The 17,991-nt window shown below is 69.8% G+C and carries 15 protein-coding genes and 1 pseudogene; 9 read left to right on the forward strand and 7 right to left on the reverse strand.

The window, feature by feature from the left end; genetic code table 11:
- The 3 genes and pseudogenes from IF46_RS0124470 to IF46_RS0124480 all read left to right on the forward strand — a co-directional run.
- A pseudogene (locus IF46_RS0124470) lies at positions 1-349 on the forward strand (4Fe-4S ferredoxin); the annotation flags it as partial.
- Complete coding sequence (gene nrfD / locus IF46_RS0124475) at positions 346-1,323, forward strand: NrfD/PsrC family molybdoenzyme membrane anchor subunit (protein WP_036393111.1); 978 nt, start codon at positions 346-348, stop codon at positions 1,321-1,323. The pseudogene IF46_RS0124470 and the gene nrfD, both read left to right, overlap by 4 nt.
- 50 nt (positions 1,324-1,373) lie before the next feature.
- Positions 1,374-2,651, forward strand: a complete 1,278-nt coding sequence (locus tag IF46_RS0124480) for an OFA family MFS transporter (RefSeq protein ID WP_051724140.1) — start codon at positions 1,374-1,376, stop codon at positions 2,649-2,651.
- 56 nt (positions 2,652-2,707) lie between these two features.
- Here the strand turns inward: IF46_RS0124480 and IF46_RS0124485 are convergent, their stop codons facing one another.
- The gene (locus tag IF46_RS0124485) at positions 2,708-3,211 is read right to left on the reverse strand and encodes a VOC family protein (protein ID WP_051724141.1); all 504 of its coding nucleotides are present in this window, start codon (positions 3,209-3,211) and stop codon (positions 2,708-2,710) included.
- 92 nt (positions 3,212-3,303) lie between these two features.
- A complete protein-coding gene (locus tag IF46_RS0124490) occupies positions 3,304-3,876 on the reverse strand; it encodes a winged helix-turn-helix domain-containing protein (RefSeq protein WP_084598032.1) in 573 nt (190 codons plus the stop codon).
- Between the two features lie 237 nt (positions 3,877-4,113).
- On the opposite strand from IF46_RS0124490, the gene IF46_RS0124495 reads away from it, so the two are divergent.
- Positions 4,114-8,481 carry a S8 family serine peptidase gene (locus IF46_RS0124495; protein ID WP_232234149.1) on the forward strand — a complete coding sequence of 1,456 codons (4,368 nt, stop codon included), beginning with the start codon at positions 4,114-4,116 and terminating at the stop codon, positions 8,479-8,481.
- Positions 8,482-8,552: 71 nt separating this feature from the next.
- Here IF46_RS0124495 and IF46_RS0124500 read toward each other — a convergent pair whose 3' ends face one another.
- Positions 8,553-9,059 carry a winged helix-turn-helix domain-containing protein gene (locus IF46_RS0124500; RefSeq protein ID WP_030490728.1) on the reverse strand — a complete coding sequence of 169 codons (507 nt, stop codon included), beginning with the start codon at positions 9,057-9,059 and terminating at the stop codon, positions 8,553-8,555.
- Positions 9,060-9,328: 269 nt separating this feature from the next.
- Between IF46_RS0124500 and IF46_RS0124505 the strand changes: the two genes are divergently transcribed.
- From IF46_RS0124505 to IF46_RS32790, 4 genes are read left to right on the forward strand one after another with little or no spacing between them, the layout of a single operon-like run.
- Positions 9,329-10,312: a phosphatase PAP2 family protein gene (locus IF46_RS0124505; protein WP_198041525.1), complete on the forward strand. Its 984-nt coding sequence runs from the start codon at positions 9,329-9,331 to the stop codon at positions 10,310-10,312.
- 16 nt (positions 10,313-10,328) lie between these two features.
- Entirely contained in the window at positions 10,329-11,024 is a 696-nt protein-coding gene (locus IF46_RS0124510) for a response regulator transcription factor (RefSeq protein ID WP_030490730.1), read from the forward strand.
- Complete coding sequence (locus tag IF46_RS0124515; RefSeq protein ID WP_051724142.1) at positions 11,021-12,478, forward strand: sensor histidine kinase; 1,458 nt, start codon at positions 11,021-11,023, stop codon at positions 12,476-12,478. The genes IF46_RS0124510 and IF46_RS0124515 overlap by 4 nt, the downstream gene beginning before the upstream one ends.
- Positions 12,475-12,969, forward strand: coding sequence for a hypothetical protein (locus IF46_RS32790; RefSeq protein ID WP_232234150.1), 495 nt, complete (start codon positions 12,475-12,477; stop codon positions 12,967-12,969). Before IF46_RS0124515 ends, IF46_RS32790 begins: the two co-directional genes overlap by 4 nt.
- 19 nt (positions 12,970-12,988) lie before the next feature.
- On the opposite strand, the gene IF46_RS0124525 is transcribed toward IF46_RS32790, so the two are convergent.
- The 3 genes from IF46_RS0124525 to IF46_RS0124535 are packed head-to-tail and all read right to left on the reverse strand — an operon-like array spanning position 12,989 to position 16,289.
- Positions 12,989-14,011, reverse strand: a complete 1,023-nt coding sequence (locus IF46_RS0124525) for a D-alanine--D-alanine ligase family protein (protein ID WP_030490733.1) — start codon at positions 14,009-14,011, stop codon at positions 12,989-12,991.
- Positions 14,008-15,150 carry an alanine racemase gene (alr, locus tag IF46_RS0124530; RefSeq protein ID WP_030490734.1) on the reverse strand — a complete coding sequence of 381 codons (1,143 nt, stop codon included), beginning with the start codon at positions 15,148-15,150 and terminating at the stop codon, positions 14,008-14,010. Before alr ends, IF46_RS0124525 begins: the two co-directional genes overlap by 4 nt.
- Positions 15,147-16,289, reverse strand: a complete 1,143-nt coding sequence (locus IF46_RS0124535) for an acyltransferase family protein (protein ID WP_030490735.1) — start codon at positions 16,287-16,289, stop codon at positions 15,147-15,149. Before IF46_RS0124535 ends, alr begins: the two co-directional genes overlap by 4 nt.
- Positions 16,290-16,425: 136 nt before the next feature.
- On the opposite strand from IF46_RS0124535, the gene IF46_RS0124540 reads away from it, so the two are divergent.
- Entirely contained in the window at positions 16,426-17,313 is an 888-nt protein-coding gene (locus tag IF46_RS0124540; protein WP_232234151.1) for an LLM class F420-dependent oxidoreductase, read from the forward strand.
- 15 nt (positions 17,314-17,328) lie between these two features.
- On the opposite strand, the gene IF46_RS0124545 is transcribed toward IF46_RS0124540, so the two are convergent.
- Entirely contained in the window at positions 17,329-17,928 is a 600-nt protein-coding gene (locus IF46_RS0124545; RefSeq protein WP_030490737.1) for a hypothetical protein, read from the reverse strand.
- Positions 17,929-17,991 lie beyond the last annotated feature (63 nt).

The raw sequence follows: 17,991 nt of genomic DNA on the forward strand, positions 1-17,991 counted from the left end.
TTACGACCGGTTGGGTGCGGGGATGACTCCGGCGTGCGCGCAGGCGTGCCCGACCGAGTCGATCCAGTACGGGCCCCTCGACGAGCTGCACGAACGGGCCGCGAAGCGGGTGGCGACGTTGCGGGGGCGGGGAGTTCCCGAGGCGCGGCTGTATGGCCATGACCCGAACGACGGTGTCGGTGGGGACGGGGCGTTCTTCCTGCTCCTCGACGAGCCCGAGGTGTACGGTCTGCCACCGGATCCGGTGGTGACCACCCGGGATCTGCCGGCCATGTGGAAACGCGCCGGCCTCGCCGCCCTGGCGATGACCGCCGCCACGGTGTTCGCGTTCCTGGGCAGGCGGCCATGACCCGCGGCGGTGAGCAGCTCACCGTGCCGGCGGCCGACTTCACCTCCTACTACGGCCGGCCGATCCTCAAGGGGCCGGTGTGGAAGCGGGACATCGCCGGTTACCTCTTCACCGGGGGCCTCGCCGCCGGGGGCTCGCTGATCGGCGCGGGGGCCCAACTGACCGGCCGGCCCGGTCTGCGGCAGGTGGGGCGCTGGACAGCACTCGGCGGTGTCACCGCCAGCGCGTACCTGCTGGTGCACGACCTCGGGCAACCCGCCCGGTTCCACCACATGCTCCGGGTCGCCAAGCTGACCTCGCCGATGTCGGTCGGCACCTGGATCCTGACCGCCTTCGGGCCGCTGGCCGGCATCGCCGCTCTCGCCGAGCTCGCGCCGCGGCTCCCGCAGCACGGTGTGCTGGGCCTCGCCCGCCGGCTGGTGCCACCCGTCGGCAACATCGCCGGCCTGGCCGCCGCAGCCACCGCCCCGGCGCTGGCCACCTACACCGGGGTGCTGCTCGCCGACACCGCCGTACCGTCCTGGCACGACGCGTACCCGTCGTTGCCGTTCGTCTTCGCCGGCAGCGCGCTCGCCGCCGCGTCCGGGGTCGGAATGATCGCGGCGCCCGCCGCGCAGACCGCCCCGCTGCGGCGACTCGCTCTCGCCGCCGCGACCACCGAAGTGCTCGGCGGTCGCCAGCTGGAGCGGATGGGGCTGACCGGTGAGCCCTACGAGCACGGCCGCAGCGGCCGGCTGGTCCGGGCCGGACGCGTTCTGCTCGGCGTGGGCACCGTTGCCGCGCTGTTCAGCCGACGCAGCCGGATCATGTCCGCGATCTCCGGCGCCGCTCTCGTGGCCTCGTCGGTAGCCACCCGGTTCGGCGTCTTCGAGGCCGGCCTGGTGTCCGCGCGGGATCCGAAATACACGGTCGTGCCGCAACGCGAGCGGCGCGACCGGAGGGAGGGCCGGCCACCGGCCGAGAAGGGGACGTAGCTCGACCAGCAGGCGCCAGCCAATGAGCCGGCAGACGGGGGACTCAGCTCATGGCACACACCGCAACTGATCCGGGAAGATCCACACCGACGCGTGGCCGATGGGGTCTCGTCGTCGCCGCAGTGCTCGTCCAGCTCGCGCTCGGCGCGGTGTACGCGTGGAGTGTGTTCAACAAGCCGCTCCAGGACGAGTTCGGCTGGGCCAAGTGGGAGGCGGTGCTGCCGTTCGAGGTGGCGATCGGGACGATCTTCATCGGCAGCCTGATCGGTGGCCGCATCCAGGACCGGCGCGGGCCCCGACCGGTCGCGCTCGGTGGCGGCGTGCTCTACGCGGTCGGCAACATGCTGGCCTCGCTCACGTCGTCGAAGGATGATCTCTGGTTGCTCGTGCTCACCTACGGCGTGCTCGGGGGCATCGGCCTGGGCGCCGCGTACATCACCCCGATCGCCATGCTCGCCAAGTGGTTCCCGGACCGACGCGGCCTGATCACCGGCATCGCGGTCGCCGGCTTCGGTTTCGGCGCCGTGATCGTCGCTCCGGTGGCGAAACGGCTGCTCAACGGTACGGACGACCCCACCCACGTGTTCTTCCCGCTGGGCGTCGCGTACCTGATCGCGATCCTGCTCGGGGCGTCCTTCTTCCGGAACCCGCCGACGGGCTACCAGGTGCCGGGGTTCACCCCGAAGACCACCGGTCGGGCCCTCGCGGGCACCCGGGTCTACACCCTGCGCGAGGCGCTGCGTACCCGGCAGTGGTACATGCTCACCGGCATCCTCGCGCTCAACGTCGCCTGCGGCATCGCGCTGATCTCCCAGGCGTCGGACGCCACCCAGGTCATCACCGGGGCGAGCGCGGCCACCGCCGCCACCCTGGTCGGCGTCCTCGGTCTGTTCAACGGCGCCGGGCGGGTGGCGTGGGCGTGGTTGTCCGACCGTACCGGCCGGATGCCGGCGTTCATCGGGATGCTGTTGTTGCAGGCGATCTGCTTCTTCATCCTGCCGCACGCGGCGTCGCTCGCGCTCTTCGCGGTCCTCGCCGCGCTGGTCTATCTCGCCTACGGCGGTGGCTTCGGCACGATGCCGGCCACCGCCGCCGACTACTTTGGCACCCCGAACGGCGGTGCCATCTACGGGGCGATGATCGTGGCCTGGAGTCTCGGGGGAGTGGTCGGCCCGCTGGTCACGTCGCTGCTCTACGAGGCGAGCGGCAAGAGCTACACGCTGCCGTTCACGGTCATCGCGATCGTCGCCCTGGTCGCCCTGGTGCTGCCGCCGATCACCCGGATGCCGTCCGAGCCGGGACGGCCCCAGGCGCGCGGCGGCCGCTGAACGGCGTGGGGTGCGTGCCGTAGTTCGGCACGCACCCCACACTGCCCAAGGGCTCACTAGTTGCGGGCGAAGCCACCCTTCGGCGCGATGATTTCGAGGTTCGTCCCGTCCGGGTCGTTGAAGTAGGCGACCTCGGTGCCGACGGCGTCCGGCGGGTTCACCTCGCCGGACGCGAAGGTGTATGGCTGCCCGAGGAAGTCGAACCCGGCCTCGCTCATCCGGTCGAAGACCGAGCGCACGTCGTCGACCTGGAAGCAGAGGTGCATCGAGCCGGGCCGGTTGGCGGCCACCTGGGCGGCGTCCCCGACCGGCTCCTGGAACTGGATCAGGTCGATACCGAGGTTGTCGAGGTTGAACGTCGCGTACCGCAGCTTCGTCGTCGGCAGCCCCTGGGACTGGGCGAACCCAGCGCCGTGCATGCTCTCGTCCCGTACGACCGGCTCTGCGCCGAGGAGGGCCTGGTAGAACTCGACCGAGCGGTCGAGGTCACTCACCGCGATCCCGACGTGCGCGGCCGTCTTGAGGCCGATGGACACCGTCGAGGGGTTGGGCACTGCCATTTGGGCTCTCCTTACCAACGTTCCGTGTTGCGGGTAGTGCTGCTGATCTTCATCTCCTACCCCGGGTGAGTCAGGCTCATGCCACCTCGTTGTCAGGTCCGTTCGACCCGCGCCTGCTGGTGATCGGTCAGCCGCAGCCCCACCCCGCGAACGACATCGATGGTCGCTCCGGTGCCGATGTCGTGCAGCTTGCGGCGCAGCCGTTTGACCAGCGACTGCACATCCGCCTTGCGTTCGCGTCCCTCGTCACCCCAGACCGACCGGTGCAGCTCGGCGTAGCTCCAGACCCGGGCCGGCTCGGTGACCAGGCAGGTCAGCAGATCGTGTTCCAGGCGGGTGAGGTCGACCTCCCGGTGCCCGCAGCGGGCGCTGGAACGCGCCGAGTCGATCACCAGGGCGGCGACCGGCGCGGGTGCGGGCGGGGCGGCGGCCTGCTGCGGAGCGGCGATCAGTCGTCGTAGCTCGTCGAGGTCGGCCACCAGCAGCAGCGGTGCGATGCCATCCAGGCGCTCGGCGAGCCGGATGCGCTCGGCCGGCGACGAGGTCACCGCGATCAGCAGTGGGAACGGCTCGTCGGCCGGATCACCCCTGTTCAACGTCGCCTCGTCGTCCTCGGCCACCGCACCGCCCGGGATCGATGGGCATCCCTGCCCAGCTCTCGTCATGGTCCTGACAATGATTGGCAAGCATGCCGCGAGCCATGGCGACTCTTAGCGACAACTTGCTCACGGCAAGTTCTTGATCGTCCGTTCTTCTCGATCATAGTGTCCACTCGGGCAACCGGCGTGACCCGCGCGGTGACATGGGGAGATCCACCATGGCCTATTCCACCCTGGGTCGTTCTGAGGGAGGCAGCACCAATGTCCAGACGTCCACAATGGCGGCGCGCAGCCAGATCACTGGTGAGCGCCGGGGCGGCGACGATCCTCGCCGCGACATGCTTGGCCACCATCGGCTCGGGCGCGCAGGCCGCGCCGGGCGGTGCGAGCGCGTCGACCGGAGACAAGATCCGACCGGAGCTCACCAAGCAGTTCCAGGCCAAGAGTGAAGGGGACTTCTGGATCCGGTTCAAGGACCGGGCGGACCTGAGCAAGGCCAGTGCCATCAAGGACTGGTCGAAGCGGGGAACGGCGGTGGCGGACGCTCTGCGCAAGACCGCTGCGGCGAGCCAGGGCAAGATCCGGGCCGACCTGAACAGCTCGGGCGCGAAGTACCAGACCTTCTGGGCGACCAACGCCATCCGGGTGAGCAGCGGCTCGCTGGCGATGGCGCAGAAGTACGCCGGGCACTCGGAGGTAGAGGGCCTCTACGCCCCGGTTGCCTACGAGGTGCCCAAGACCACCACGGGTACCGACGAGAAGACCGTGAACGCCCTCGAGTGGGGCATCACCAACATCAACGCCGACGACGTCTGGTCTCAGTACAACGTCAAGGGCGAGGGCATCACCATCGCGAACATCGACAGCGGGGTGCAGTTCGACCACCCGGCGCTGGTGAACTCCTACCGTGGCAACAAGGGCGACGGCACGTTCGACCACAACTACAACTGGTTCGACGCCGCTGAAGCCTGTGCGGCCGCCCCCTGTGACAACAACGGCCACGGTACGCACACGATGGGCACCATGGCCGGCTCCGACGACGGCGCGAACCAGATCGGTGTCGCCCCCGGGGTCAAGTGGATCGCGGCGAACGGTTGCTGCCCCAGCGACGCCGCTCTGATCCAATCCGGTCAGTGGATGCTCGAGCCGGTGGACCTCATGGGCCAGCACCCGGACGCGAGCAAGCGACCGAACATCATCAACAACTCGTGGGGCACCATCAACCCGTCCACCACGCCGTTCATGGAGGACATCACGCTGGCGTGGACCGCCTCCGGGATCTTCGGCGTCTGGTCCAACGGCAACAGCGGCCCGTCCTGCCAGAGCAGTGGCTCGCCGGGCAGCCTCGTCAGCAACTACTCGGCTGGCGCGTACGACATCAACAACAACGTCGCCGACTTCTCCGGCCGTGGCGTCGGCCAGAACGGCGAGATCAAGCCCAACATCTCGGCACCGGGCGTGAACGTCCGGTCGAGCTACCCAAACAGCACCTACCGCAGCATCAGCGGGACCTCGATGGCCGCACCGCACCTCGCGGGTGCGATCGCGCTGCTGTACTCCGCAGCTCCGTCGCTCATCGGTGACGTCGAAGGGACCCGCGCGCTGCTCAACGGCACGGCTGTCGACAAGGCCGACGACCAGTGTGGTGGCACCGCCGCCGACAACAACGTCTACGGCGAAGGTCTGTTGGACGCCCTCGCCCTGCTCAACACCGCCCCGACCGGCGAAACCGGCACCCTGGCCGGCACGGTCACCGACGCGGCCTCCGGCGCCCCGATCGCCGGCGCGACCGTGACGCTCACCGGCCCGGCCGGGCGTGAGCTGACCGCCGGCGCCGACGGCAAGTTCTCGAACCCGCTCCCCGCCGGCGACTACCAGGTCACCGTCTCGGCGTTCGGTTACGGCAGCACCACCAAGCCGGCAACTGTCAACAAGAACGCGACCACGACGCTCAACGTCGCCCTCGCGGCGGTGCCGACCGTCAACGTCAGCGGAGCGGTCACCGACGGCTCCGGTCACGGCTGGCCGTTGTACGCGAAGGTGAGCGTGACGGACCGGTCCGGCGTCTACGACTACACCACCCCGTCGAACGGCCGCTACAGCCTCAAGCTGCCGGTCGGGCAGACGTACACCCTGACCTACGAGTCGCAGTACCCCGGCTACGAGACCGTCACCAAGCAGGTCGTGGTCGGTTCGGGCAACGTCACCGCCAACGTCGCCGTACCGGTAAAGTTCAACTCCTGCAAGACCGCGCCCGGTTACACGACCGGCTCCGACGGTGCGTACGAGACGTTCGACGGCACGACCACGCCGGCCGGCTGGACGGTCGTGGACAACGCGGGCAGCGGTCAGGTCTGGAAGTTCACCGACGAGGCCCTCCGGGGCAACCTGACCGGCGGCAGCGGTAACTTCGCGATCATCGACAGCGACGCCTACGGGCCGGGTGCCAGCCAGGACACCTCCCTGGTCAGCCCGGTGGTCAACTTGACCAACGTCGCGACTCCGGTCATCCGGTTCAACCAGGACTTCAACCAGCTCAACGACGACATCGCCGATGTCGACCTGAGCATCGACGGTGGTGCCACCTGGGCCAACGTGCTCCGGCAGGAGACGGACGTCGCGGGACCGAGGGTGACCGAGATCGCGATCCCGCAGGCGGCCGGTAAGGCGCAGGTGCAGGTCCGCTTCCACTACTACGACGCCTCGTACGAGTGGTGGTGGGAGGTCGACAACGTCCTGATCGGCAGCCAGGTCACCTGCGTGCCGCTCGACGGTGGTCTGGTCGTCGGTCACGTCCGTGACAAGAACGACGACAGCTACGTCAACAGCGTGACCGTCACCAGCAAGGACCGTCCCGCCGAGAAGGCCGTCAGCGCGGCGACCCCGGACGACCCCGGGCTGGCCGACGGCTTCTACTGGATGTACTCGTCGCTGACCGGCGAGCACCCGTTCACCGCCACCGCCGTCAACTACGTCAGCCAGACCAAGACGGTCGACGTCGAGGCCGACTGGACGACCGCGGCGAACTTCCAGCTCGCGGCTGGTCGACTGGCGGTGACGCCGACGCAGCTGAGCGCGACGCTCCAGATGCCCAACGGCAAGACCAGCAAGACGTTCACGGTGACCAACACCGGCGGCGCGCCGGTCGAGGTGAAGTTCGGTGAGCGGGACAACGGGTTCGAACTCCTCCGGGCGGACGGGTCCAAGGTCACCAAGCAGCAGATTCTCGGTGCCAGCGGTGCGCCGGAGCAGCGGCTCGCTGTTCCGACGTCGTTCGGCGCGAAGTCGTCCGGCAAGGAGGCCAAGGCCGCCGCGGCTGCGGTCGGCCCGCAGGAGGCGCCGTGGACCGACATCGCCAACTACCCGGCCAAGATCATGGACAACCGGGTGGTGAGCCTGGACGGCAGGGTGTACTCGATCGGTGGTGGTGACGGAGAGTCTTCCACCGCCAAGAACTACGCCTACGACCCGGCCGCGCAGACCTGGACGGCGATCGCGGACCTGCCCAGCGCCCGTAACGCCATGACGGTGGGCGTCCTGGGCGGGAAGATCGTCGCCACCGGTGGCTGGGCCGCCGAGGGCCCGGACTCCGCCACCTGGTCGTACGACCCGGCGGCCAACGCCTGGACCGAGGTGGCCGACAACCCGGCGCCGCGGTCCGCGGCCGGTCAGGCCGTGGTCGGCGGCAAGCTGTACGCGATCGGTGGCTGCACCACCTCGAGCTGCCTGCCGATGTCGAACAGCGTGGTCCGGTACGACCCGGCCGCCGACAAGTGGGAGACGATGGCCAACTACCCGAAGTCGGTGGCCTTCGCCTCCTGCGGCGGGATCGACGGCATCATCTACTGCACCGGCGGCAACGACGGATCCGTCCCGCAGAAGGCCAGCTACGCGTTCGACCCGGATGCCAACACCTGGACCGCCGTCGCCGACGCGCCGTCTGACAACTGGGCCAGCTCGTACGCGGTGGCCGGCGGCAAGCTCCTCGTCGTCGGTGGTTCGCAGGGTGGGGCCATCAGCAACGCCGGCTTCGCCTTCGACCCGGCCGCCGGATCGTGGTCCAACCTGCCGAACGCCAACACTGCGAAGTACCGCGGTGGCGCGGCGTGCGGTTTCTACAAGATCGGCGGCGCGGCCGGCAGCTTCAACTCGGGGGTCGACAGCGAGGTGCTCCCCGGCCTCGAAGGGTGCGCTGAGGCGGCGGCCGAGGTCAGCTGGATGACCATCGACAAGTCCGCCGTGACTCTCGCGCCGGGCGCGAAGGTCACGGTCACCGTCGGCATCTCGGCGAACGTGGACCAGCCGGGCACCTACTCCGGCGGCGTCGGGATCTCGGAGAACACGCCGTACTCGGTGGCGCCGGTCGCGGTGACCATGACCGCGAACCCCCCGAAGACGTGGGGCAAGCTCATGGGTACGGTCACCGGCACCAGTTGCCAGGGTGCGACCAACCCGCTCACCGGCGCGGTCGTCCAGGTCGACTCGTGGGCGTCGTCGTACACCTTCGCGACCGACGCCCAGGGCAAGTACGCCTACTGGGTGGACCGCCGCAACAACCCGCTCACGATGATCGTCGCCAAGGACGGCTGGAAGCCGCAGACCCGTCAGACGAGGATCGACACCACCACTCCCACGGTGGAGAACTTCGGGTTGGCGCCCATCCGGTGCTGACGCCTGAGCGGTAGCTACACAGTCCGGCCCGCCTGGTCTCAGACCAGGCGGGCCGGACCCTGTTCGGCTCGTCAGACGGGGGAGAGCCGGAAGCCGACCCCGCGTACCGAGTGGATCGTCGCCGCCGCGTTCAGTCGAGCGAGCTTGCCACGCACCCGGCGCACCACCGAGTGCATGTCGGAGCCCCGGCCGAGGTGCCGGTTGCCCCAGACCTCCAGGTGCAGGCGCTCGTAGGTCCACACCTGCCCGGGTGCGTGCACCAGGCACAGCAGCACGTCATGCTCCAACCGGGTGAGGTCGATCTCTTGGTCGCGCCACCGCAGCACCCGGCGGTCGGAGTCGACGGTCAGATCCGGCGGCGGTGGCTGTGGGCTCGGCGTCGCCTCGGCGAGCACGGCCCTGGGCGGGGGAGCCGCGACGGCGGGCGTCTCGACCACCCCGAGGAACTCTCGTGCCTGCTCGACGGTCGAGACGATCAGGAAGGCGTCACTGCCGCCGAGCAGCCGGGCCAGATGTCGGCGTTCGGCCGGCGAGGACGCGATGCCGATGACCAGGCTGGCGACTGGAACTTGCTGCATTCCCCCAACACCTTCCGGTTCCCCAACTCACTCCGGATGGATTTTTCGCACCACCAACCGAAACATCGATCGGCGTCCTGACCCTAGTGGTGGCTGATCTCGGCTGGGTAAAACATAGTTGCATGTAAGCATGTAGATCTCTTCGTGCCGCCAGGTCCACCCGCCCCGCCGTCGACGATCCGCTTTTCCGGAAGCGGTGAGGATGGTTGTGACAGAACCAAGACAATCCGAGCACGGGGTACGGACCTGCCGGGGCGAGCATGGTCGCCATGTCCATCGGATCGTTGTACTCCGTCGGGCGGTCGACACCCGCCCCGCAGCCGGCACGCCCGCTGCCCCACGCCCGCGCGGCGGTGCCGCTGGGGCTCCGGCTGCTCGCGGCGGCGTTGTTTGGGCTGTTCGCCCTGGCCCTCACCGCCGCTGTCTTCGTGCGGACGTACACCGGGCAGTGGCTGGACGGTGTGCTCCTGCCGCGCGCCGAGCGGGGCGGAGGGTACGAGCAGCAGACCGTGCTTGTGGGTCCGGCCAAGACCGTGCTGGCCACCTTCGGCAGCCCGACACTCATCGCGACCCTGCTCGGCGCGGTGCTGCTGGTGGGTGTGCTCCGCCGACGGCTGGTGGCGGGGATCGTCGCTGTGGGCATGGTGGTCTGCGTGGCGCTGGTGGCCGGCGCGTTGAAGTCGGCGCTGCCCCGACCGGATCTGCAGATCGAGAGTTCCACCACCCACAACAGCTTCCCCAGCGGCCATGTCGCGGCGGCGACCGCCCTGCTGCTGGCGTTCATGCTGGTCCTGCCCGGGTGGGCCCGGCGGTGGCTGGCGGTGCCGGGCGCCGCGGGCGTCTCGGTGATCGCCTCGGCCACGATGATCGCGGGTTGGCACCGGTTCAGTGACGTGCTCGGTGGCGTACTGCTCGGGGTGACCCTGTTCTGCCTGGCCGCCGCCGCGTTGACGGCCTGGCCCACCGACCGCGACGCGGCCGGCCGTTCCGACGGCGGTCGCCTCTGGCACCGGTTGGCCGAGGCGGGGTTCGGGCTGGCCGTTCTGCTCTGGGCGCTGGTGGTGGTCGTGCCCGGTCTGGTCGCGTCGGTGCAGCGAGGGCTGCTGATCGCCATCGTGGCGGCGGGCGCGTTGACGATGTTCCTGGTGTGCGCGGTGGTGTTCCTGGTGCGTTCGACCGATTTCGCGGTGCCGCTCTCCCGGCGGAGCCGCACGCACCCACAGCCATCGCCCGAGCCGCAAAAGATCTCATGATGGGATACTTGACGACATGTCCCAGGTCCTACTGATCGAAGACCACCAGACGGTACGCGACGGACTGCAGTTGGCGCTTACCCGACAGGGGCACACGGTGCACGCCGTGGGCACCGGTGAGCAGGGGTTGGAGCAGCTGCGGGCGACCCCGGCGGATGTCGTGGTCCTCGATCTCATGCTGCCCGGGATGGACGGCTTCGAGGTCTGTCGCAGGATTCGCCAGCTCGGTGACCTGCCGATCATCATGCTCACCGCTCGCAACGACGACATGGACGTGGTGGCCGGCCTGGAGGCCGGCGCCGACGACTACGTGGTCAAGCCCGTGCAGGCCCGGGTGCTCGAAGCGCGCATCCGCGCGGTGCTCCGACGCACCGGCGGCGAAACGCGGCGTACCGGTGGTGAGCGGGTCGGCCTGGAGCAGCACGGCGCGTTGACCATCGACCGGGCGGCGCTGGTGGTCAGCAAGGATGGGATGCCGGTCAGCCTCGCCCCGACGGAGCTGCGGCTGCTGCTCGAACTCTCGCACACGCCGGGTCAGGTGCTCAGTCGCCAGCAGTTGCTGGAGGCCGTGTGGGAGCACGGCTACCTCGGCGACTCGCGACTCGTCGACGCGTGCGTCCAGCGGGTACGCGCCAAGATCGAGGTCGACTCGTCAACGCCGGTCTTCATCCAGACCGTGCGTGGTTTCGGATACCGGTTCGGCCCGCTGTGACACTGTGGCGCTGGGTCGGCGCGCGGGTCTCGGGCCTACGGGTCCGGCTGGTCCTGGCGTTCGCGCTGCTGGGCGTGATCACGACGGTGGCCGTGGCCAGTGGCAGCTACTTCCAGGCCCGCAACGTCATCCTCCAGCAGGCGCAAGACGCCGCGGTGATGTCGTTGACCGATCAGCTCACGAAGGTCTACCCGATCACCCAGCTCCCGCCGACCCAGGGCGAACTCGATCTGTTGGCCCAGCGCCTCTCCGACCGGGAGGGCTCCGTGGTGGTCATCTACCGGGACCTGTGGGCGCAGGGCTCCGACTCGCTCGATCTGCTCACCCCGGAGCTGCGCCAGGACGTCGGCGACGGCCGGATCGCCTGGCAACGTGTCTCGTCCGAGGGAGAACCCTGGTTGCTCATCGGCACTCAGTTGAGGTTCGCGCGGGCCGACGGTTCGTCCCGGCCGTCCGGGCTGGAGGTCTACTCGGTGCGCAGCCTGGTGGCCGAGCAGCAGAGCATCGACCGGCTCGCCACCCTGGCGTGGCTGACCGGCGGACTGTCCCTGGTCCTCGCCGTCCTGCTGGCCCTGCTGGCGGCCCGTGGTGTGCTGCGACCCGTCCGCGACCTGGGCCGGGCCGCCCGCCGCCTCGGCGAGGGCGACCTGAGCACCCGGCTGACGGTCCGGGGCGTCGACGAGTTGGCCGACGTGGCGCGGACCTTCAACGACACCGCGCGCACGCTGGAGCGGCAGGTCGGTGAGCTGCGGCGGCTGGAATCCGACGCCCGCCGCTTCGTGGCCGACGTCTCGCACGAACTCCGTACGCCATTGGCCGCGATGACGGCGGTCACCGACGTGCTCGACGAGGAGGCCGAGCACCTGCCCGGCGACGCGGGCCGGGCCGCCCGGCTGGTCAGCCAGGAGACGCAGAACCTCACGCAGCTTGTCAACGACCTCATCGAGATCAGCAGGTTCGACTCCGGCACCGCGCGGCTCGCCCTGGACGACGTGGACGTGGCCGCGGCGGTGACTGCGGCCCTGCGGATCCGCGGCTGGCTGGACCGGGTGCGAACGGAGTTGCCACCCGGAGTCGTGGTCCGACTCGACCCCCGCCGGCTGGACGTCATCGTCGCCAATCTGGTCGGCAACGCCTTTCGACACGGTGCCGAGCCGGTGTCGGTGCGCCTGAGCGCCGACCCGGACTGGGTCACCATCGAGGTTGCCGACCAGGGGCCGGGACTGGACCCGGAGGTGTTGCCGCACGTCTTCGACCGCCTCTACAAGGCTGACACCGCGCGAACCCGCTCCGAGGGCAGCGGCCTCGGCCTCGCCATCTCCTGGGAGAACGCGCGCCTGCACCGCGACGGCGAACGACGGGGGAGCCTCGTCGCGGGCAATCGCCCCGGTGGCGGCGCGGTCTTCACCCTGCGCCTGCCCCGGGACACCGCAGACGCCGGAGATGCCCGGTGATCGGCCGGCGGACGGGTCAGACGCTGCTCGCCGGTGGGCTGCTCCTCACGCTCGCGACGGGTTGTGGAGTACGGCCCAGCATCGTCATCACCGGTCGCCCCGCGGTCAGCGGTCCATCGCAGGGCATCGGGCTCTACCTGCTCAGGCAGGGTGAACTCGTGTTGGTCCTGCGGCCGGCGAAGGCGCAAGGCACGCCCGACACCGCCCTCGCCCTGCTCGCGGCCGGCCCGGATCAGACCGAGCGCGGCCGAGGCCTCACCAGTGAGGTGCCGGCCGGGATCGCCCCGGTCACGTCCGAGGTCGACCAAGCCGGTGACCTCACGGTGCGGACGGCCAGTGCGGCGCGGGCGTTGTCGGAGAACGCGGTCAACCAGATCGTCTGCACCGCGGCCGACGCCGCAGCGCAGGCCGGCCTCGTGGTGAGTTTCGCCCCGGTCACCATCGTCGGGCCCGACGGCACCCGACCACCTCAGCCATGTCCAATCAAGTGACCGGGGCGCCACCGGCGCGTCACACCAGGCCGACCGCTCGTTCCTGCCGGGCCAACCCGCCGTGGTGGCCCCGGTCCTGGTCGGCCAGCGCGCCGGCGATCAGGATGTCGATCAGGTCGGCGAACCCGAGGCCGGCCTTCTGCCAGATCTGCGGGAACTGCGACGCGGCGGTGAAGCCGGGGAAGGTGTTGACCTCGTTCACGATGGGCTCGCGCGACCCCTCGGTGGGCAGGAAGAAGTCCACCCGCAGCAGCCCGCGGCAGTCGAGGGCCTCGAACGCACGGATCGCCCGGTCCTGAAGCACCTCGGTGGTCGCCGCGTCGAGCAGGGCGGGAATCTGGAAGATCGCCCCGCCGTCGTACTTCGCGTCGTAGTCGAAGAAGCCGGCGCCGGTCACCCGGATCTCCAGCGGCGGGCCGGCCTCCACCCGACCGTCCGGGTGTTGCAGGACGGCCACGTCGATCTCACGCCCCCGCGCGCCCTGCTCGATGAGCACCTTCGGGTCGACCTGGCGGGCCTGCTCCAGCGCGGCGGGAACTCCCGCCCAGTCGTCCACCTTGACGACGCCGAGGCTCGACCCGGCCCGGGCCGGCTTGACGAAGACCGGCAGCTCCAGCCGTCGCTGGTCGTCGGGCGACAGGTCCTCGCCGGGAAGCAGGGTCACCCCGGGGCTGACCCGCAGGCCCTCCGCCGCGAGGAGCCGCTTGGTGACCCCCTTGTCCATGCCGGCGGCGCTGGCGAAGACGCCATTGCCGACGTACGGCACGCCGAGCCACTCCAGCAGCGACGACACGGTGCCGTCCTCGCCGTACGGGCCGTGCAGGGCCGGGAACACCACGTCCTGGGCACGCAGGACGCGCAACGCCTGCGGCAGTGGCGTCGGCTTGCCGCCGACGTGCCACCCGCCGTCGCGGTCGATGAGCACCTCGGTGACCTGGTACCGCTCACGGTCCAGGTGGGCGAGGATGCTCGCCGCCGAGCGGCAGGACACCTCGTGCTCGCCGCTCTGCCCGCCGAACAGGACTGCCAGTCGGGTTGTCATGAGATTCGTGCCCTTCCATGGAGGTGGTCGCGGGCCACCCGGGCCCCGATGCCAGTCAAGATCTCGTGTGGGTTGGTGTCGGCCCAGCGGGCCCACTCGACGACGCTCGGTGGGCTCTGGTCACCCTCGGTGGGGCCGAACACCACGACCGGGTCGCCGATCGTCACCGGAAGGTCCCCGGCGTCGACCACGCACTGGTCCATGGCGATGCGTCCGACGATCGGGCACCGCCGGCCGGCGAGCCACACCGAGGCGCGACCACCCGCGGCCCGGGGCAGCCCGTCGGCGTAGCCGAGCGGCAGCAGCGCCAGCGTCGTCGGTGCGCTGGTGACGTGCTCGGGCCCGTAGGAGACGCCCGTGCCGGCCGGCACCCGCTTGACGTTGACCACGCTCGTGCGCAGGGTCATCGCGGCGTGCAGCCCGAACTCGCCCGGGCCGCTGACGCCGAACGGGTCCACGCCGTACAGGGCGATCCCGATGCGGCAGAGGTCGAAGCGGGTCTGTGGTGCGCAGAGCGCGGCCGCCGAGTTGGCCAGATGGACGAGGTCGGGGTCCAGGCCAGCCGACCGCGCGTCCCGCAGCGCCTCCTCGAAGATCGCCACCTGCCGGGTCAGCTCGGGGGCGCCGGGCAGGTCGGCATCGGCGAGGTGGGACCACACCCCGCGCACCCGGATCCCGCCCTCTCGTTCGTACTTGCGGGCCCAACCGACCAACTCGGGCCAGTCGTTCCCGGCAGCCCCGTTGCGGGACAACCCGGTATCCGCCTTGAGCTGCACCATCGCCGGCACGCCGAGCAGTCGGGCCGCGTCGGCGACGGCGTGCAGGTGCGTCGTCGTCGACACGCCGACGTCGACGCCAGCGTTGATCAACATACCGAAGTCGTCGTACGGGCTGTGCAGCCAGCTCAACATGGGCGCCGTCACACCGGCTGCGCGCAGGGTCAGCGCCTCGGCCGCCGAGGTTACCCCCAACCACGTGGCACCGGCTCGCAGCGCGGCCTGGGCCACCGGCACGGCGCCGTGGCCGAACCCGTCCGCCTTGACCACGGCCATCAGGTCGGTGCCGGTGTGCGACGCGATCGTCCGCACGTTGCTGGCGATCGCGGTGAGGTCGATCACCGCCTCGGCCAGGGTGCTCATTTGGCCGCCTCCACCCGTCCGGATCCGGGGAGCGCGAACAGCCAACGGGCGTGCGCCGCCAGCAGCCCGCGGTGGATCGCCAGGCTCAGGCTGATCACCAGCCCGCTCAGCACAACCGGATAACCGAGCACGATCAGGCCCTGGGCGGACTTGGGGAGCCCGGAAACCGGTACGAGCAATAGCCGGTGCAGCAGGGCCAGGACCGGCATGTGGATGACGTAGATCGGAAGGGTGATGCGGCCGAGCCTAGCCAGTGGATCACTGAGTGCCGACCACCGGGCTAGCCGGGCAGCGGCGGTTATGCCGAAGATCACTGCCACCACGGAGACTGCCAGCCATACCCCGAACCACTGCTGGGCTCCGGCCACCGCCATCGCGGCCAGCGCGAGGGCGTACGCGCCCGAGGTCAGCAGTAGCCGGGGGCGGCTGGCGGTGGCCGCCCACCGCTGAATCTGCGGCCGCAGGTACAGGCCGGCGAGGAAGAAGACCAGGTTCTGGTAGAGGCCGGCGCGGTTGCCCGGGGTATCGAGCAGGCCGGCGGCGGCGACGGCGGACAGCACGGCGGCGGGTACGAGGATCAGCACCCGGGGCACCCGACGGGTCGCCTTGGCGATCGTGAAGTACAGCGCCAGGGCGTACAGGTACCACAGGTTGGACGGCGTGATGGTGAGCTGCTCCAGCAGGCCGAGAGCCGAGGTGGCACGGTCGGTCGGCAATTCCGGCGCGGCGGTGAGGATCGCGGTGTGGATCAGCAGCCAGACGACGTACAGGTAGAGGAACCCCGCGATCCGGCTGCGGGCGACGACCCGCCACGGCCGCTGTGCGGCGTTCGCCGCGAAGACGCCCGAGATGGTGAAGAACAGCGGCATCCGCAGCGGAAGGAACTGCTCACCCAGCGTTCCCCACAGGCCCAGCACCGGTACGGTGATGTGCCAGTTGATCTGCAGGTAGTCCTTCACGATGACGTGCCACAGGACGACCAGGATGATGCAGACGCCCTTGGCGGCATCGGCCCACTGCGCCCGGTGTGATTCGGAGGCGGGGGTTCCGCTCCGGTGCCGGTGGCGGAACCGGACGCGTGTCGCGTCGGGGTCCATTTCGGCGGGCCGGGGCTTGGTGGGAGACAGCTGTTGGATCACTCACCAGAAGCTGCCAGCCGGATATCCGCAGGTGATCCACGCTTTGTCATGAACAGGTAATGGACGCGGCCAGGCCCGGCTGGCAGGCGAATCCGTGCCGCCCCCCGGGTGCCACCGGGCGGCACTAGGCTCCGTGGTGGAGGTACCGAACATGAAGCTCGGGCTGCACTACTGGAACTACTCGACCCCGGCCGACCCGGCCGCGATCGCACCGACCCTGGCGCAGACGGCGACCACCGCCGAGCAGGCCGGCGTGGCGTCGTTCACGGTGATGGACCATTTCTTCCAGATGGACGCGGTGTTCGCGGCCGAGGAGCCGATGCTGGAGGCGTACACCACGCTGGGCTTCGTCGCGGCGCTGACGCAGCGGATGACGCTGGGTGTGCTGGTCACCGGTGTGATGTACCGCTACCCGGGGTTGCTCGCCAAGACCGTGACGACCCTCGACGTGCTCTCCGGCGGCCGGGCCCGCCTCGGCATCGGCGCGTCCTGGTACGAGCGGGAGCAGCTCGGGCTCGGCGTGCCGGTCGTCCCGGTGGCCGAGCGGTTCGAGCGGCTGGAGGAGACGCTGCGCATCTGCCGACAGATGTGGAGTGCCGACGACGGCCCGTTCAATGGCCAGCACTATCAGCTCGCCGAGACGATCAACTCGCCGCAGCCGTTGAGCCGCCCGCACCCGCCGATCATGATCGGCGGTGGCGGCGAGAAGAAGACCCTGCTGCTGGTGGCCCGGTACGCCGACGCCTGCAACCTGTTCGGCCGGGGCGGCACCGACGACATCGCGCGCAAGCTGGATGTGCTGCGCGGGCACTGCGCCGCCGAGGGCCGCGACTACGACACCATCGAGAAGACGGTGGTCGCCTCCCGGTCGCCCCTGGATGACCTCGACGCGTTCCTCGCCGAGGTGTCCGACTACGCCGCGCTCGGTGTCAGCGAGGTGCAGGTGACACCGGATCGGCACCCGGTCGAGTTTGCCCAGCGGCTCGGCGACGAGGTGCTGCCGCGCCTGGCGGAGATCGGCTGATCCCGCGACATCCGTCTACCGACGCCACAAGCCGATGATCGATAGGACGATCACGGCTGCGATCGAGCAGGCCAGCGTGGCGAAACCGTATTGCAGTCGGCGGGTCGCCCGGCGCAAGAAGCGATATCGATAGTTGAGCGTCTGCAGGACAACCCACAGGTTGACGGTGGCCGACATTCGTTCGGCGGATGCGGTCTGCGCTGCGAACGCCGCCCCGAAATCACGAAACGTGGGGGTGACTGCCAGCGTGTCCGAGTGCAGGTAGAACATGCCAGGCGGGGGGTCCGATCCGTAGATGTCCCGCCAGCGCTTGGCTGCAAGGAGGGCATTTGTCGCGGCGACTATGGACGTGGCCGCGAGGATCAGCACTCCGAGTGCCGCCACCCCCATGGCGATGACCGTTACCTGACCTCCGTAGATGTCCTGATTGATGGCGCTCGGGAAGAGGAGTGCGACGCCACCGATGAGGACGGCGTTGGCGCTGATGACGAAGGAAGCCCGATTCGCGATGGAACTGCGAAGTCCGTCATAGCGAGTGATGTGCCAACGAGCTGTCTCGATCAGCCTCCGATTCTCGTCGTCGGAAGGAGTTGCCTCGCGATTCTCCTCGGCCATGACTGGATGTTACGAATGCGGCGCAACGTGCAACCATCGTGGACCTTCCAGGCAGTCTCCAGG

Origin of the sequence: Micromonospora chokoriensis (assembly GCF_000718555.1) — a bacterium.
Lineage (GTDB): Bacteria > Actinomycetota > Actinomycetes > Mycobacteriales > Micromonosporaceae > Micromonospora > Micromonospora chokoriensis_B.

Coding starts and splice junctions, on each gene's coding strand:
- nrfD (WP_036393111.1), top strand. CDS start 346: ATGACCCGCGGCGGTGAGCAGCTCACCGTGCCGGCGGCCGACTTCACC.
- IF46_RS0124480 (WP_051724140.1), top strand. CDS start 1,374: ATGGCACACACCGCAACTGATCCGGGAAGATCCACACCGACGCGTGGC.
- IF46_RS0124485 (WP_051724141.1), bottom strand. CDS start 3,211: ATGGCAGTGCCCAACCCCTCGACGGTGTCCATCGGCCTCAAGACGGCC.
- IF46_RS0124490 (WP_084598032.1), bottom strand. CDS start 3,876: ATGACGAGAGCTGGGCAGGGATGCCCATCGATCCCGGGCGGTGCGGTG.
- IF46_RS0124500 (WP_030490728.1), bottom strand. CDS start 9,059: ATGCAGCAAGTTCCAGTCGCCAGCCTGGTCATCGGCATCGCGTCCTCG.
- IF46_RS0124505 (WP_198041525.1), top strand. CDS start 9,329: ATGTCCATCGGATCGTTGTACTCCGTCGGGCGGTCGACACCCGCCCCG.
- IF46_RS0124510 (WP_030490730.1), top strand. CDS start 10,329: ATGTCCCAGGTCCTACTGATCGAAGACCACCAGACGGTACGCGACGGA.
- IF46_RS0124525 (WP_030490733.1), bottom strand. CDS start 14,011: ATGACAACCCGACTGGCAGTCCTGTTCGGCGGGCAGAGCGGCGAGCAC.
- alr (WP_030490734.1), bottom strand. CDS start 15,150: ATGAGCACCCTGGCCGAGGCGGTGATCGACCTCACCGCGATCGCCAGC.
- IF46_RS0124545 (WP_030490737.1), bottom strand. CDS start 17,928: ATGGCCGAGGAGAATCGCGAGGCAACTCCTTCCGACGACGAGAATCGG.